We start from the raw sequence: 13,565 nt of genomic DNA, 5'->3' as shown, positions 1-13,565 counted from the left end.
GAAACAGGAGAAAGCAGAAACAGGTTCTTACGGACTCGTAGGGCGCGCGACAGGATTCTTCGGGTGCGCGTGTTTTTCCAGAGAACTGCATTCAAGCGTCCGGGGTCATATTCCTGCTCCCATTTTTCTGTCTTTCCCAGGGGCTTTGCCGGTAGGATGAAGAAAGTTATGCGTTTGATCGGCCATCTGGCCACCGAATCTGCTGCGCGGGCTTTTGGCGATTATCTCTACGTCCAGGGCATCGAAAACCGCGTTGAAAGCCAGCCCAGTGACGGGTGGGCGATCTGGGTCCATGACGAGGACAAACTTGAAGGCGCGGCAAAACTGCTGCAGGATTACCAGAGAAACCCCACCGATCCGAAGTATAGGGCGCAATCCGACGCGGCGGGATTGCGGGCAAAAAAGGAAAAAAGTGATGCAGCTTACCGGCAGCGGTTGCAAACCCGCCGGTACCTCTTTCGTCCGCTTACGGCGTATGGTTTTGGACCGCTTACCTTTGGGCTGATCGTCATCAGTGTCGGGGTCTTTCTTTGGATGCGCTCCGGGAGCAACGGACAGGCCCTCATGGCGCTCAGTATTACCCAGTTTGGGTTGGGCGGGAGCTTCAATGCCAGCCTGCCCGAAATCCGGAATGGGGAGATTTGGCGTCTTATTACGCCGATCTTTTTGCATTTCAGCGTATTGCATATCCTGTTCAACATGCTCTGGCTGCGAGACCTGGGCAGCATGATTGAAGCGCGGCAAAGTTCATTGGTTCTGCTTGCTTTAGTGATGGTGTCCGCCGCCATCTCGAATGTGGCTGAGTTTTATATCGGCCACACTGCTGCTTTTGGTGGCATGTCAGGAGTGGTTTATGCTTTGTTAGGTTACATTTGGCTTCGGGGTAAGTTCGACCCGGGCTCGGGTCTTTATCTGCATCCCTCGACGGTGACCATGATGATCGTTTGGTTTGTGGTTTGCCTCACGGGATTGTTGGGTCCAATAGCAAATACAGCGCATGCGGCAGGATTGGTCATCGGCGCGGGTTGGGGATACCTATCGAGCCTGCACTATCGCTGAAACCTTTTCTTCCAGAGCAAATTCGGATTCTGTATTACATTGCTGCAGGTACTTAAGAGAAAGAATGATTATGGCCCAGGCAATCATGGACCCCGCGCAGGTGCGCCGCTTTGCTGATGAACTGAAGCGGTTCAACAGCGACCTGCAAGATAAGATCTCCTCCTTGCAAGCCCGGTTTGCCGCGCTGGGCGACACCTGGCAGGACCAGGAGCACGCAAAGTTTGCTGAGGAATTCCGGCAGATTATGAAAGCTCTCAAAAAATTCGTTGAGGTGTCCAACCAGCAAACGCCTTATCTCTTGCGCAAAGCCCAGCGCATCGAGGAGTATCTTAACCAGCGATAGCGCCCATGCCCCAACAAGCCCGTGTCACCTCTCTCGAAGCCTTGAGCGCCTTCCGGGCCTATCTCATCGTTTATTTGGGGCAGGCGCGTCCGGCGCTCGAGGAAATTGGGGCGGATGTGCTGCGGACCCGATTGTGGATTGAAAATGACCAGCGCGCCCATTGGGAAGGCCAGTTGCGCCGCTGCACCAAGGAACTCGAGCAGGCCCAGGAGGCCCTCTTTAGCGCGCGTTTGAGCCAATTGGGTCACGAAACCGCGGCCCAGCAAATGGCCGTGCACCGCGCCAAACGCACTGTCGAAGAGGCGCAGATGAAATTGCGCCTGGTCAAGAAATGGCAGCGCGAGTTTGATGGACGGGTGCAGCCGCTGGTTAAACAAGTGGAAAAACTGCACACCGTTTTCTCCAATGACATGGTCCAGGCCGTCACCTTCCTGACCAAAGCCATCAATACTTTGGCCGCCTATTCCCAGGGCGGCTCCCCGGCAAGCCCGGTGGCTGCAGCCTTGCAGGACGCCGTCCGCCCGGAGAGCCCGGAATCGGCCACTGAGAAGGGAGAGCTGAAATGAGCGCCAGTTCGACGCGCCTGGCAGCGCTCACCAAGGAGCTATGGGTCCACTGGCAACAGACCAAGCAGTACTGGAATGACGCCCAGAGCCAGGAATTCGAGCGCAGGTATCTCGTCGAATTGATGAGCACCGTGGATAAATCCGTCACCGTGGTCGAACAACTGGACAAACTCGTCGGCAAGATTCGGAAGGATTGTGAGTAGCCAACTTTCAGCAGGCAAGACATTGGAACTCGTGGAAGGGCTGCGAACCACGATCAACGAAATCGCCGCGCGCGCCAATGCGCTCGCCAGCGAGGTCCAGGTAAAAACAGCCAAGGAACGCCGGCGTCGAGAAGCAGCGGACGAAGAACACGCCCGTCAACTCAAAACGGATGCTGCCGAAGCCGAGGCCAATTATCGGGCCGCAAAGGCAGCAGCGCAGACTCGTTATGAGCAGCGCAAAGGGCGGATAGGCAAGGCCTACCAGGCCAGCAAGGAACAGGGCCTCGTCAAAATCGAGCAACAGATCGGCGGACGCAAATACGAACTGCAGCGGGCCATGTTGCAAGCCGAGAAGGACCGGGATACGGCACTGGCGGACGCCGGCAAAAGGATTGAGGAACTCCGGCGCGGTCTGCAAACCGAGGAAGAAGCACTGGCGGAATTAGAAGCCCTGGCGCAGCGCTCGTTTGGCGGGTTGGGCGGGTACCGGCGTCTTTTCCTGCGAGCGTATGGAGAAAGTTCCACCGAACCATCCCAGGATGAAGTCCGCCTCTTAGCCGGGGTGCGCGATGAGGCGCAAAAGGCTCGAGGCGAGCTTAGCCGCTTTCGCAAATTCCTCCCGCTGCCGTTGGTTCGGTTTCTGCCGGCCTGGCTGGCGCTGGCGCTGTGCGAAATTCCCGCAGCCCGGCTGCTGACCTATTCGGGCGTTCGCAGGATTTCCTTGCAAACGGCCTTGGTGAGCGCCGGGGCCAGCCTGCTGCTGATATTGGCCGCATGGTTCATTGCTCGAAGAAAAGCCCGGCCATTGGCCCTTTCAATTTCCAGGACCCTTGCCCATGCCAGGCGCCTGCACGATGTTTGCCACCAGCAATCCGAAGCGCACTACGTCCAGGAACTTGACCGGGCCAACGGCGAATTCCAGAGCACCACTTCGAGCGTTGATCACGAATTGAAAAAGGCCCTGGCCGATGCCGGCGAGTGGCGCGTCTCCTGGCGGATGCGCAGCGATGAGCGGGCCGTGAGCGTCCATTCCAGGAACGAACGGGCGCATCGCGCTCGGCTGGAACGGCTCGAACGCGAATATCATATTTTGACGCAACGGCTCAAAGCATCAGCGGCCGTCCGGCTCAAAGCCCTCAAGAGCGCCTCCGAAGAGCAGGAGGCGAAGTTGACTGCGGAATACGAGGCCCAGCGGCGCGATTTGGAATCCGAATGGAATGGCCGCCTGGTCCCCATTTACCAAACTCTTGAGGCCGCTTCCACAGCGGCGGCAACATTGTTTCCTGCTTGGAACGTGTATCCCTGGGCAGACTGGAAACCGCCGGCTCAATTCTCCCAGGCCGCGCGCTTTGCAGAATTGCAGGTCGATGTCGCCCAGCTTTGTCAGGCCCTCCCCAAGGACCGCGCTTTGGCCTTGCCCGGACCGGCGCGGTTTTCGGCCCCGCTGTGCCTGGCTTACCCGGAGCAGGGTTCCATTTTGTTTGAGACGGGAGGCACGGGTCATGTCCAGGCCATCGGCGCCTTGAACAATATTATTCTGCGCCTGCTCTCGACCGCTCCGCCTGGCCGCTTGAACTTCACTATCCTCGATCCGGTCGGGCTAGGCCAAAATTTTGCCGGCGTGATGCACCTGGCTGATTTCGAGGAGCAGATCATCAACAACCGCATTTGGACGCAATCGACGCAGATCGAGCAAAAGCTGGCCGACCTCAACGAGCACATGGAAAAGGTCATCCAGATGTATCTCCGCAATGAATATCAAACCATTGCCGAATACAACGAGCAGGCCGGGGTCATCGCTGAGAAATATCATTTCCTTGTGGTGGCGGATTTTCCGGCCAATTTTACGGATACGGCTGCGAAACGGTTGCTGAGCATCGCAGCCAGCGGCGCCCGGTGCGGGGTTTATACGCTCATTCACTGGGACCGGCGGCAGCCGCTGCCCCAGGACTTCATTCCCGACGAACTGCGCAAGAGCAGCCTCTGCGTCAGCGAACAGGATTCCCGCCTCATCATCAGCGGCAAACCCAGACCCGGCGCCGAACTGGCCCTGGATGAGCCGCCGCCGCCCGAGCTTGCCACCGAGTTCATCCAGTTGATTGGCCGCTTCAGCCGCGACTCCAGCCGCGTCGAGGTCCCCTTCAAGCAAGTCGCGCCGGCGGAATCAGAAATCTGGAGCCAGGAAACAGCCCAGGAACTGGTGGTCTCCATCGGACGGACCGGAGCGACCAAGCTCCAGCAATTGGCTATCGGCAAGGGCACACGGCAGCACGGGTTGATCGCGGGCAAAACCGGTTCCGGCAAATCCACCTTGTTCCACGTCATCATCACCAATCTGGCGTTGTGGTGCAGTCCCGAGCAGGTCGAGTTTTACCTGGTCGATTTCAAAAAGGGCGTCGAGTTCAAATGCTACGCTGCCAAACGGCTGCCCCATGCCCGCGTTGTGGCGATCGAAAGCGACCGGGAATTCGGCTTGAGCGTGCTGCAGCGCGTTGATGACGAACTCAGGCGCCGCGGAGATTTGTTGCGCCAACTGGGCGCGCAGGATATTGCCGGCTACAAAAGGGCAGGGGGCAGGGAACCCATGCCGCGCACCCTGCTCATGGTTGATGAGTTTCAGGAGTTCTTCGTCGAAGATGACCGCATCGCCCAAACCGCTTCCCTGCTGCTGGACCGCATTGTGCGCCAGGGGCGCGCCTTTGGCATCCATGTCCTGCTTGGCTCGCAGACGCTCGGCGGGGCCTACACCGTGGCGCGAACCACCCTCGGCCAGATGGTCATCCGTATTGCCCTTCAGTGCAACGAGGCCGACGCCTATCTGATCATGGATGAAAACAACCCCGCCCCGCGCCTTCTATCCAGGCCGGGCGAGGGCATCTACAACGATATGGCCGGCGCCCTGGAAGGCAACAGCCCATTCCAGGTTGTCTGGCTGCCTGAGGATGTTCGGGATGCGAACCTGGCCAAGGTCCGCCAACGGGCGGACAGCCTCGGAGAGGCATTTCCCGGCCCGATAGTTTTTGAAGGCAACGCCCCGGCGCATGTGCAAGAAAATGTGCTGCTACGGGTTCTACTTGAGGCCAAAGTTCAAAAACCGGTTGCAGCCGCCCGCATTTGGCTCGGCGCACCCAACTCGATCAAGGGCCCGACCGAGGTGGTGTTTCAACGGCAAAGCGGCAATAACTTGCTGATCGTTGGCCAACGCGAGGAGACTATCCTCGGCCTGGTGTCGATTGGGTTGCTGTGCCTCGCGGCTCAATACGCGCCGGGCAACGCCCGGTTTTTCCTGTGTGACGCCAGCCCTCCGGGCACCCCGGCGCGCGAGTATCTGGAGAGGGTTGTCAACCTTATCCCGCACCAAGTGGCTCTCGCTCGGCCCGGGGATATGGGGAACATCATGAAAGAACTGGGCGAGGAACGCAAGAAGCGCGCTGAAGATATGGACTCGGAAAGCGCACCGCCGGTCTTCCTGTTCATTCACGGCCTGCAACGATTCACCAGGCTGCGCTACGAGGAGGAGTTTGGTTTCTCCGCGCCCGATGCCGACGCGGAGCCTAATCCGGCGGTCGTTCTCAATGATTTGGTCTGCGATGGGACCCGGCTGGGTTTCCATGTGATTGCCGCGTGCGACACCTACAATACGGTCAATCGTTTCCTGAGCCGGAAGGCCTTCAGCGAATTTGAGATGCGGGTCCTCTTTCAAATGAGCGCCAACGATTCGGCGAGCCTGATTGATAATCCCAAAGCCGGTCTGTTGGGCCTGCATCGCGCCTTGTTCTTCAACGCCCAGGAAGGCTACCTGGAAACGTTCCGCCCGTATGCATTGCCGGAACGGGAATGGCTCGAACAAGCCGGACAGCATCTGGAGCGGCTGCTTCCGCGTGTCCCGGTATAAAAGCATAAAAGCAGCGGGACGGCGTTGGTGACCCCGCCAGCGTTTTGGACCGCGGCAGTCCTCCGCTGCTTTGCTTCCGCTAAGGACTTGTATCTATTCCTTTGCCTGCAGCGCCCAGGATAACATCTGGGTGCCGGAATTGGCCAACTCACCCGTCAATGCGTTCAGGGCACTCTGCACCTTGGCGGCATTCGTCCCGGCATTTTCGACGATTTCTTTCATCGACCCAAGACCGCCCGTTGTGAGGTCAGAGCCCAGCGCGCGGCGAATATCCAGGAGATACGAGATGAGCGGTTCAACCACTTGCTGGCTTTGCTGGTAACGCTGGTTGATTGCGGCCATCCGATTGGCTACCTCGGTTCTGCGGGCCTGACTGAGGTCGCGGATGTGCTCAAAGCTAATCGCGTCGAGCTGTTTGTCCCATGCCTGCAGATAAACTGCATTCTTCTCGGCCATGGCTTTGCCAGTGTTCTGCGTGCGCCGGGCGCAGGCTATCAGGTGTTCCAACGAAGCGCTGAAATGGCGGTAGGGTTGTTTCAAATCAGCGCCTGGCTCAGTTTCAAGGTCTTTCAACGAACCGAGTGTCAGGTCGATTGCCCGGCTCTCGGCTTGAACTTCCGCTGCGGCAGTCTGCATGCTCCTGGCGGCAGAGTCGCTCTTGCGGTACCCGGGAGAAGCGCAGCCGGCCAGCCCGGCAGCCAACAGCAGAACAGAGGCCCTATTGATGAGAGGTACGAGGGGAGATTTCAGATTGGGTGTAATCATAGCAGATCGGTCCTATGGCGTTGATAGATTCAAATGCATGAACGCAGCATAGCGCCCCCGCTGGAGCCAGGACATGGGGTTTGCTGCCCAAAACCCCCAGGAAATTCCTTGGAGAGGAACTCCACCCGCGCCACCTGCTTTCCCTGGCGCATCTCAATTCTGAGGCGGGGTTACAGCTCAGCTATCATTGCCTCGAACACAGCCAGACTCCGCGAACCGACAAAGCGGCGCCGCACCCGGCCTTGGGCATCCAGGATAACCGTTGTCGGCAGTTCTCCGCCGTTGAACCGGGCGCCAACAAGGTCCTTTTCATCCAAGAGCACGGTGTAATTGACCTACCATTGGTTATTGTGAAATGCAACACTTAGCCCTATAACCACCGCGTGCCGGAACCATTCAACGAGCCTATCCATGCCCGCACACGTTATTGCGCGGTGTTTGGACATCCGGTCCGGCATTCGGCCTCGCCGGCCATGCAGAACGCCGGGATGGCCGCCCTTGGGTTGGACTGGCGTTATCTAGCTTGTGAAGTGCATCCGGATGACTTGCGCGCGGCCATCGAGGGCGCTAAAGCGATGCATTTCATCGGCGTGAATCTCACCGTCCCGCACAAACTCCTGGCCCTCGATATGATGGATGCGCTCGATGCCACTGCAAAAACCTGGGGCGCGGTTAATACCGTCCGGTTTGAAGGCAAAGATGAACACGGCAAGTGGGAGGCCTTGGCGGAGTTTCCTGAGCCACCTCGCGCTATCAGGTCCCACGGGTTCAACACGGACGCCGACGCAATCAACCGCGCGCTGCGCGAGGACCTGGGCCTCACGTTAGCCGGGGCGCGCATCCTTCTACTGGGCATGGGCGGAGCGGGCCGCACAGCCGCGCTCAAATTGGCCTCCGAAGGCGCCGCGGCGCTTTTTTTGGTCAATCGCACCCGTAGCAAGGCCGTGGCCGTAGCCGAGGAAATCCAGGCCCGTTTTCCGGCGGTGACGACCTCGCTGGACTATCCAACGGGACCGGTGGATTTGGTTCTCAACGCGACGTCGCTGGGGCTCAAGCCGAGCGATCCCTTTCCCTTTGATGAGACCCAATTCGCTTTGGAGAGGGCGGGCGCAGTCTATGATATGATCTATCGTCCTGCCGAAACGCGGTTGCTAAAGCTCGGCCGGGCAGCGGGGTGCCGGGCGTCAAATGGGTTGGGGATGTTGCTCCATCAAGGGGCCAGAGCGCTTGAACTGTGGAGCGGTCGCAAGGCGCCACTCGATATTATGCGCCGGGCATTGGAACAGAATGTCTATGCTTAGTCCGATGTTCGACTCACGCTATTGGGCGATGCCCTTTGAATTCTGGTCGGTGGTTGCGTTCATCTTTGGCTGCATGGTCGGCAGTTTTCTCAACGTGTGCATTCACCGGCTGCCCTTGGGACAGAGCATTGTGACGCCTCCGTCGCATTGTCCACACTGCAAGTACTCCATCCCATGGTATCTCAATGTGCCGCTGGTCACCTGGCTTTATCTGCGGGGCAAGTGCCGCAATTGCGGGGCGCCGATTTCGATTCGGTATTTCCTGGTCGAGTTGCTGACCGGGCTTGTTTTTTTGGGGTGCTGGCTGGCCTTCGGGCATCGCTCGGTCTGGGTGGCTTTGATCGATGCGGGGTTCCTGGCCGGCCTGATTGTCGCCACGTTCATCGACTTCGAACATTTCATCATTCCCGACCAAATCACCATAGGCGGGATGGTGGTTGGGTTTATCTGTTCGGCGCTCGTACCGGCGTTGCACGGACAAACCTCTGTCGCGGGCTCAATGAAGCAGAGCCTTATCGGGATGGGTCTTGGGGCGGGGCTCATCTATGGCATTTTGCGGATGGGCAAACTGCTCTTTGGCCGTCACCGGATTAAGCTCCCGGCGGACTCGCGCATCCTGTTTACCGAGACAACGGTTCGGCTGCCGGATAGCGAAATCGCGTATGAGGACCTCTTTTACCGCCAATCCGACACCATCTCGCTGCAGGCACAAACCCTTGAGTTGGTGGACCGGTGCTACAAAGACGTGAAGGTGCGGATTAGCCCGGCGCGGCTCGAGATAGGCCAGGAGCAGTTAAACCCGGAGGACGTGCTGGTGCTTGAAGCCGTCAGCGCCGAGATCGTCTTGCCGCGCGAGGCGATGGGCTTGGGTGATGTGAAGTTCATGGGCGCCATCGGGGCCTTTTTAGGGTGGCAGGCAATAATCTTTTCGTTAGTGATTAGTTCCCTCATCGGCTCAATTGTGGGAGTGTTGCTGGTCATCTTGCGAAAGCGGGCGCTCTCGTCGCGTCTGCCTTATGGCCCCTATATCGCGCTGGCTGCTGCTATCTGGATTTTTGCCGGACCCGCTTTGATTGAGTGGTACAGGAACATCATGCTGGGAATGGCGGGCCGGTGAGGCTCACTCGCATTGCGCCTTTTGGCGCAAGGCATGGTCCACCAGCACCAAGGCGGTCATGGCTTCCACCATGGGCACCGCGCGCGGCAACACGCAGGGGTCATGACGCCCTCGCCCGGTCAGTGTCGTGTTGTGCAAGTCCGTATCCACGGTTTCCTGTTCGTGCATGACAGTGGCCACCGGCTTGAACGCCACCCTGAAATAAATCGTCTGCCCATTCGAGATTCCCCCTTGAACGCCCCCGGAACGATTCGAGGTGGTGTACACTGTTCCCGCTCTCGACCGGAACGCGTCGTTATGCTGCGTGCCCGTTAGCAGAATGCCGCCAAATCCTGAACCGATATCGAATCCTTTTGACGCCGGCAAGCTCAGCATCGCCTTTGCCAGGTCCGCTTCGAGCCTGTCGAATACCGGCTCACCCCAACCGGGAGGAACCCCGCGCGCTATTCCTTCCACAATTCCGCCCACGGTGTCGCCTGCTTTGCGCATGCGTTCGATGAGGCGGATCATTTTGTTGGCTGTTTGCTCATCCGGGCAGCGAACGATGTTCGCCTCAATCGCCTTTGCAGAAACTTTTTGCGGATCGACCTCGGCGATCAGGCGCTGGACTTGCCTCACATAAGCCAGCACCTCGACCCCATAACGTTGGCGAAGAATTTTTTTTGCAATCGCCCCGGCGGCCACTCGGCCAATGGTTTCCCGCGCGCTGCTGCGCCCGCCCCCCTGCCAGTTGCGAATGCCGAACTTGGCCTGATACGTGTAATCGGCATGGGACGGGCGAAATTTTTTTGCCATCTCGCTGTAGGCCTCCGGGCGCGCATCTTCGTTTCGAACCCAAAGAGAAATCGGTGTGCCAAGTGTTTTGCCCTCGAATGTGCCAGAAAGAATCTGGACGATGTCCGATTCCTTCCGGGGCGAAACGATTTTGGACTGGCCGGGACGCCGCCGGTCCAGGTCGGGTTGAATATCCGCTTCGGTCAGTTCGAGCCGTGGCGGGCAGCCGTCCACGACTACGCCTACACCGCCGCCGTGCGACTCGCCCCAAGTGGCAATACGGAACAAATGCCCAAATATGTTGCCCATCGCGCTAGAGTGCTCAAGAACGAGAGCGGGGTCAAATTCCGTGATGGAGTGCTGGAGTATTGGGTTTCCCACCACTTTTCGCTCAAACCGCAGAAGGGGGGCGGCGCAATTCTTTCTTGGTCGAGTGATGCCCTTTGTCAGCCAGCATTCGTTCTTTGGCGCGGCGGCTCCTCTTGCGTTTTTGACGGCGAATCTTCTCGATGCGCGCCCGCTCAGCAGCCACGTAACCGCGCTGATGCGCTTCGATTTTATCCAGCAGCAGGCGCCGGGCGATAAAGCGGTTTAAACCTTGCTGCCGTGTGGTCTGGCATTTCACTTGCAAGCCCGTCGGACGGTGCGTCAGCATCACGCACGTGGCGGTTTTGTTCACATTCTGGCCGCCATGCCCGCCGGACCGGACGAAGGTCTCGTCGAGATCGCTCTCCTTGGCGCCGAGAGCGGCCATGCGCCGAGCCAGTTGTGTTTCCTTTTCCTGACTGACCGGGAACATGCTCATAGGGAATTCTATCGAAGTGTCAAACACTCGTTTAAGTCCGCAGCAAAGGAGTCCACGTCCTCGGTTGTTGTATCCCAACTGCACATGAGCCGTGACTCATCCCAGCCACCAACATGCGTGTAAAACTTCCAGCCCCGCTCGTGCATTGCCTGCACCACCGGTTCGGGGATTTTAGCAAAAACCGCGTTGGTCTGAACCGGGTAAGCAATTTGGACGCCGGGCATGGGCCGGATTGCCGCCTCGAGGCGTTGGGCCATCGCATTGGAGTGGCGGGCGTGCCGCAGCCAGGCGCCATCCTGCAACATGCCCACCCACGGAGCCGAAAGGAACCGCATTTTGGAGGCTAATTGGCCGCCTTGCTTGCAACGATAATCAAATTCCCGCGCCGCCTCCGAATTGAAGAAAACCACCGCCTCGCCCACTGCCAGCCCGTTCTTGGTCCCGCCAAAACACAGAACGTCGACACCCGATTGCCAAGTGATTTCCTTCGGAGCAACTCCGAGCGACACGACGGCATTGGCGAAGCGGGCGCCGTCCATCTGAATGCGCAATTGGAAATGGCGGGCCACATCTGCCAATTGGCGCAACTCCTCCAGGGAATAAACCGTGCCGACCTCGGTCCCCTGCGTCAGGCTCAGGGCGCGCGGTTTGGGATAGTGGATGTCGGTCCGCTTGTTGACGGCCCCTTCAATGGATTTGGGATCGATCTTTCCGATAGCGCCGGGCAGCAGCAGCACCTTAGTGCCGTTTGCAAAGAACTCGGGCGCCCCGCACTCGGAGCCTTCGACGTGAGCTACCTCGTGGCAGAGGATGCTGTGGTAAGATTGGCATAGAGAAGCCAGCGCCAGCGCGTTGGCCGAGGTGCCATTAAAGACAAAAAACACTTCGCAATGGGTCTCGAACACCTCGCGCAGGAGGTTGGAGGCCTTTTGTGTCCAGGAATCATCCCCGTAGCTGACCTCATGGCCTTCGTTGCATTCCACCAGGGCGGCAAAGGCCTCCGGGCAAATCCCGGCATAGTTATCACTGGCGAAATGGCGGCGGAGCTGAATGGCCGTAATCATAGATGCGTCCGATCATAGCGCACGGCAGCAGAGTGGAAAGGAAGGATTTCATTGGATAAAGCAGAAAGTGGAAAGCGGAAAGAAATCGCCGCTATCATTTGCTCTTTTTGCGAGCCTTTTCCCCAGGGAACGAAATGGTTCCGATCATCGGTTCAGCGGCGCAGGCGGGGGCTTCTTTGAGAACGAACCCCGGCGGGGTAATGAGATCATCTTTGTTTCCTTGCGGCGACTTTTGTTTGCGGCCAAAAGGATACAGCCGCCAGGCTCCTGCCAATGCCGCCACACAGAGCAACAGCCCCAGAAGATAATAGGCTTTTCGATCCTCTCCGACAACTCGCTGCGGTTGAGGCGGTCCTTTCAGGACCAGTTGGTTCGGAGTCGGGTCACTAATCGCGGCCGCAGCCGGCACTGTAAGAGGCGCCTGGACATGGGCTGACTGGGGTTGTGTTCTGGTGGGTGTTGCCGGGAGTTCGAGAGCGGCTGGAATCGGTTCAGTCAGTTGTTCGGCTCCCTTAGTCGCTGTAGTCGGAACAGGCCGGGAAGGGGGATTGGCAATGACGAGGCTCTGAGATGATTGACGAGCGACGATAGGAGAGGCCCTTTGCGGCTCTTCAGAATGTCTTGCCGGACCCGTAATTGAAGTGGTCCGATTCGTTGGCGTTTCGACAGCCGCAGGTTTCTCCGGTGTTTTGGCGGGTGTGACTACCTGGACCAGGCTGCAGCCAGCCAGGCACAATGAGATGCTGCCAATAAGGACACCTTTCTTAAACTTATCTCTTTCGGGCGGAACATCGCGGTGGCCTGGCTTCCCGAGCATGACGCGCCCCTGATAAAAGGTCTGCGGCAACTCGGTGGCACTGGTGTCCATTATTTTGGCATTCGTATTGTCCAAGCTGCATCCCAACCAGCCCGTTTTTCAGCCTGGCGCTCGAGAATCCCTTTACAGAGCATGGCCCGGGCCAGCCACTCAAAGACCTTCGAGCTTAAGGGGCAAGCGCGCAGCAAGAGGACACCGTCAACTTGCCGGGAAATAATCGCCGCCCACGATCTGGGGGCCTTCGCTGGCGGGAAAGTAATCGCCGCCCAGGATTTTGCCTCGTGGTTTGCGCGCCTTGGGAGCGGGCGGATTTGCGGGTGCGGGGGCTTGTCCGCCTCCCGGCACACGGTAGTGCCCGCGCGCGTTGACCTCGATCAGACCCGATTCGAGCAAAGGGGACATCATGTTCCTGGCCCAGCCCGGGGTTTCCTCGAACCGCCGCCGCCCCCCAGCTTTGCGGGAAATCTCTTGTAAGGAGAAGAATTTACCAGGATTGGTTTTAAGGTAAGCAATAATCTCCAAAGCTTCTGCGCTCAGTATCATCCAAACCTGTGACAGCAATTGGGATGCCAAAATTTCACCCTGGATGCATCCTAACGCTGAAAAACATCTTCACAGTCTCCTCAAATTCAGTGGTGAGAATTCCCTTTTAGATGTGCCGGGGGACAAAGTTCGGCCCAATTATTCTTTTGCTCAGATTGGTCAAAACGCAACAAGGCAACGCGCCACATTGTCGGTGCCTGCCTGACCTTCGCCATGCGTGCGGCTCGAATTTTTGCGCTTTGGCGCACGCTGAAGATCATACGGTAAAACCGGGCGAATGATGCGTTTTTAGTCTGCGGAAAATGGTTGGCTC

General features: G+C 58.3%; 14 protein-coding genes. 7 read left to right on the top strand and 7 right to left on the bottom strand.

Annotated features, from left to right (window positions below):
- Window positions 1–156: 156 nt before the first annotated feature.
- The 5 genes from VG146_19205 (at window position 157) to VG146_19185 (ending at window position 6,066) form a co-directional block, all read left to right on the top strand.
- Window positions 157–1,059, top strand: a complete 903-nt coding sequence (locus VG146_19205; protein HEV2394484.1) for a rhomboid family intramembrane serine protease — start codon at window positions 157–159, stop codon at window positions 1,057–1,059.
- A gap of 70 nt (window positions 1,060–1,129) precedes the next feature.
- Complete coding sequence (locus tag VG146_19200; protein HEV2394483.1) at window positions 1,130–1,402, top strand: WXG100 family type VII secretion target; 273 nt, start codon at window positions 1,130–1,132, stop codon at window positions 1,400–1,402.
- Between the two features lie 5 nt (window positions 1,403–1,407).
- Window positions 1,408–1,968, top strand: a complete 561-nt coding sequence (locus tag VG146_19195) for a hypothetical protein (GenBank protein HEV2394482.1) — start codon at window positions 1,408–1,410, stop codon at window positions 1,966–1,968.
- The gene (locus VG146_19190; GenBank protein ID HEV2394481.1) at window positions 1,965–2,171 is read left to right on the top strand and encodes a hypothetical protein; all 207 of its coding nucleotides are present in this window, start codon (window positions 1,965–1,967) and stop codon (window positions 2,169–2,171) included. The genes VG146_19195 and VG146_19190 overlap by 4 nt, the downstream gene beginning before the upstream one ends.
- Window positions 2,164–6,066: an FtsK/SpoIIIE domain-containing protein gene (locus tag VG146_19185; protein HEV2394480.1), complete on the top strand. Its 3,903-nt coding sequence runs from the start codon at window positions 2,164–2,166 to the stop codon at window positions 6,064–6,066. Before VG146_19190 ends, VG146_19185 begins: the two co-directional genes overlap by 8 nt.
- Before the next feature lie 93 nt (window positions 6,067–6,159).
- Here the strand turns inward: VG146_19185 and VG146_19180 are convergent, their stop codons facing one another.
- A complete protein-coding gene (locus tag VG146_19180) occupies window positions 6,160–6,831 on the bottom strand; it encodes a DUF2959 family protein (protein HEV2394479.1) in 672 nt (223 codons plus the stop codon).
- Between the two features lie 170 nt (window positions 6,832–7,001).
- Window positions 7,002–7,154 (bottom strand): hypothetical protein, encoded by a 153-nt coding sequence (locus VG146_19175; GenBank protein HEV2394478.1) that lies wholly within the window; start codon window positions 7,152–7,154, stop codon window positions 7,002–7,004.
- Between the two features lie 60 nt (window positions 7,155–7,214).
- Between VG146_19175 and VG146_19170 the strand changes: the two genes are divergently transcribed.
- Together VG146_19170 and VG146_19165 are read left to right on the top strand one after the other, a co-directional pair.
- Window positions 7,215–8,132: a shikimate dehydrogenase gene (locus VG146_19170; GenBank protein ID HEV2394477.1), complete on the top strand. Its 918-nt coding sequence runs from the start codon at window positions 7,215–7,217 to the stop codon at window positions 8,130–8,132.
- Window positions 8,119–9,249: a prepilin peptidase gene (locus VG146_19165; protein HEV2394476.1), complete on the top strand. Its 1,131-nt coding sequence runs from the start codon at window positions 8,119–8,121 to the stop codon at window positions 9,247–9,249. Before VG146_19170 ends, VG146_19165 begins: the two co-directional genes overlap by 14 nt.
- Window positions 9,250–9,252: 3 nt before the next feature.
- Here the strand turns inward: VG146_19165 and aroC are convergent, their stop codons facing one another.
- From aroC to VG146_19140, 5 genes are all read right to left on the bottom strand, one after another.
- Window positions 9,253–10,332, bottom strand: a complete 1,080-nt coding sequence (gene aroC, locus VG146_19160) for a chorismate synthase (protein HEV2394475.1) — start codon at window positions 10,330–10,332, stop codon at window positions 9,253–9,255.
- An 82-nt stretch (window positions 10,333–10,414) separates the two neighbouring features.
- Window positions 10,415–10,822 (bottom strand): peptide chain release factor-like protein, encoded by a 408-nt coding sequence (locus VG146_19155; protein HEV2394474.1) that lies wholly within the window; start codon window positions 10,820–10,822, stop codon window positions 10,415–10,417.
- A gap of 14 nt (window positions 10,823–10,836) precedes the next feature.
- Window positions 10,837–11,892 carry a low specificity L-threonine aldolase gene (locus tag VG146_19150; protein HEV2394473.1) on the bottom strand — a complete coding sequence of 352 codons (1,056 nt, stop codon included), beginning with the start codon at window positions 11,890–11,892 and terminating at the stop codon, window positions 10,837–10,839.
- A gap of 94 nt (window positions 11,893–11,986) precedes the next feature.
- On the bottom strand, window positions 11,987–12,760 hold the full coding sequence (locus VG146_19145; GenBank protein HEV2394472.1) for a hypothetical protein: 774 nt from the start codon (window positions 12,758–12,760) through the stop codon (window positions 11,987–11,989).
- Window positions 12,761–12,907: 147 nt separating this feature from the next.
- A complete protein-coding gene (locus VG146_19140; GenBank protein ID HEV2394471.1) occupies window positions 12,908–13,252 on the bottom strand; it encodes a hypothetical protein in 345 nt (114 codons plus the stop codon).
- Window positions 13,253–13,565 lie beyond the last annotated feature (313 nt).

This window comes from Verrucomicrobiia bacterium (assembly GCA_035946615.1).
In the GTDB taxonomy this organism is placed as follows: domain Bacteria; phylum Verrucomicrobiota; class Verrucomicrobiia; order Limisphaerales; family UBA8199; genus DASYZB01.
This window is presented reverse-complemented; position numbering and strand designations above follow the sequence as displayed.

Excerpts from the sequence above, each read along its gene's own strand:
- VG146_19150 (HEV2394473.1), bottom strand. The coding sequence starts at position 11,892 with ATGATTACGGCCATTCAGCTCCGCCGCCATTTCGCCAGTGATAACTAT.
- VG146_19180 (HEV2394479.1), bottom strand. The coding sequence starts at position 6,831 with ATGATTACACCCAATCTGAAATCTCCCCTCGTACCTCTCATCAATAGG.
- VG146_19205 (HEV2394484.1), top strand. The coding sequence starts at position 157 with ATGAAGAAAGTTATGCGTTTGATCGGCCATCTGGCCACCGAATCTGCT.
- VG146_19165 (HEV2394476.1), top strand. The coding sequence starts at position 8,119 with ATGTCTATGCTTAGTCCGATGTTCGACTCACGCTATTGGGCGATGCCC.
- VG146_19155 (HEV2394474.1), bottom strand. The coding sequence starts at position 10,822 with ATGTTCCCGGTCAGTCAGGAAAAGGAAACACAACTGGCTCGGCGCATG.
- VG146_19190 (HEV2394481.1), top strand. The coding sequence starts at position 1,965 with ATGAGCGCCAGTTCGACGCGCCTGGCAGCGCTCACCAAGGAGCTATGG.
- VG146_19200 (HEV2394483.1), top strand. The coding sequence starts at position 1,130 with ATGGCCCAGGCAATCATGGACCCCGCGCAGGTGCGCCGCTTTGCTGAT.
- VG146_19140 (HEV2394471.1), bottom strand. The coding sequence starts at position 13,252 with ATGATACTGAGCGCAGAAGCTTTGGAGATTATTGCTTACCTTAAAACC.
- aroC (HEV2394475.1), bottom strand. The coding sequence starts at position 10,332 with ATGGGCAACATATTTGGGCATTTGTTCCGTATTGCCACTTGGGGCGAG.
- VG146_19195 (HEV2394482.1), top strand. The coding sequence starts at position 1,408 with ATGCCCCAACAAGCCCGTGTCACCTCTCTCGAAGCCTTGAGCGCCTTC.
- VG146_19145 (HEV2394472.1), bottom strand. The coding sequence starts at position 12,760 with ATGGACACCAGTGCCACCGAGTTGCCGCAGACCTTTTATCAGGGGCGC.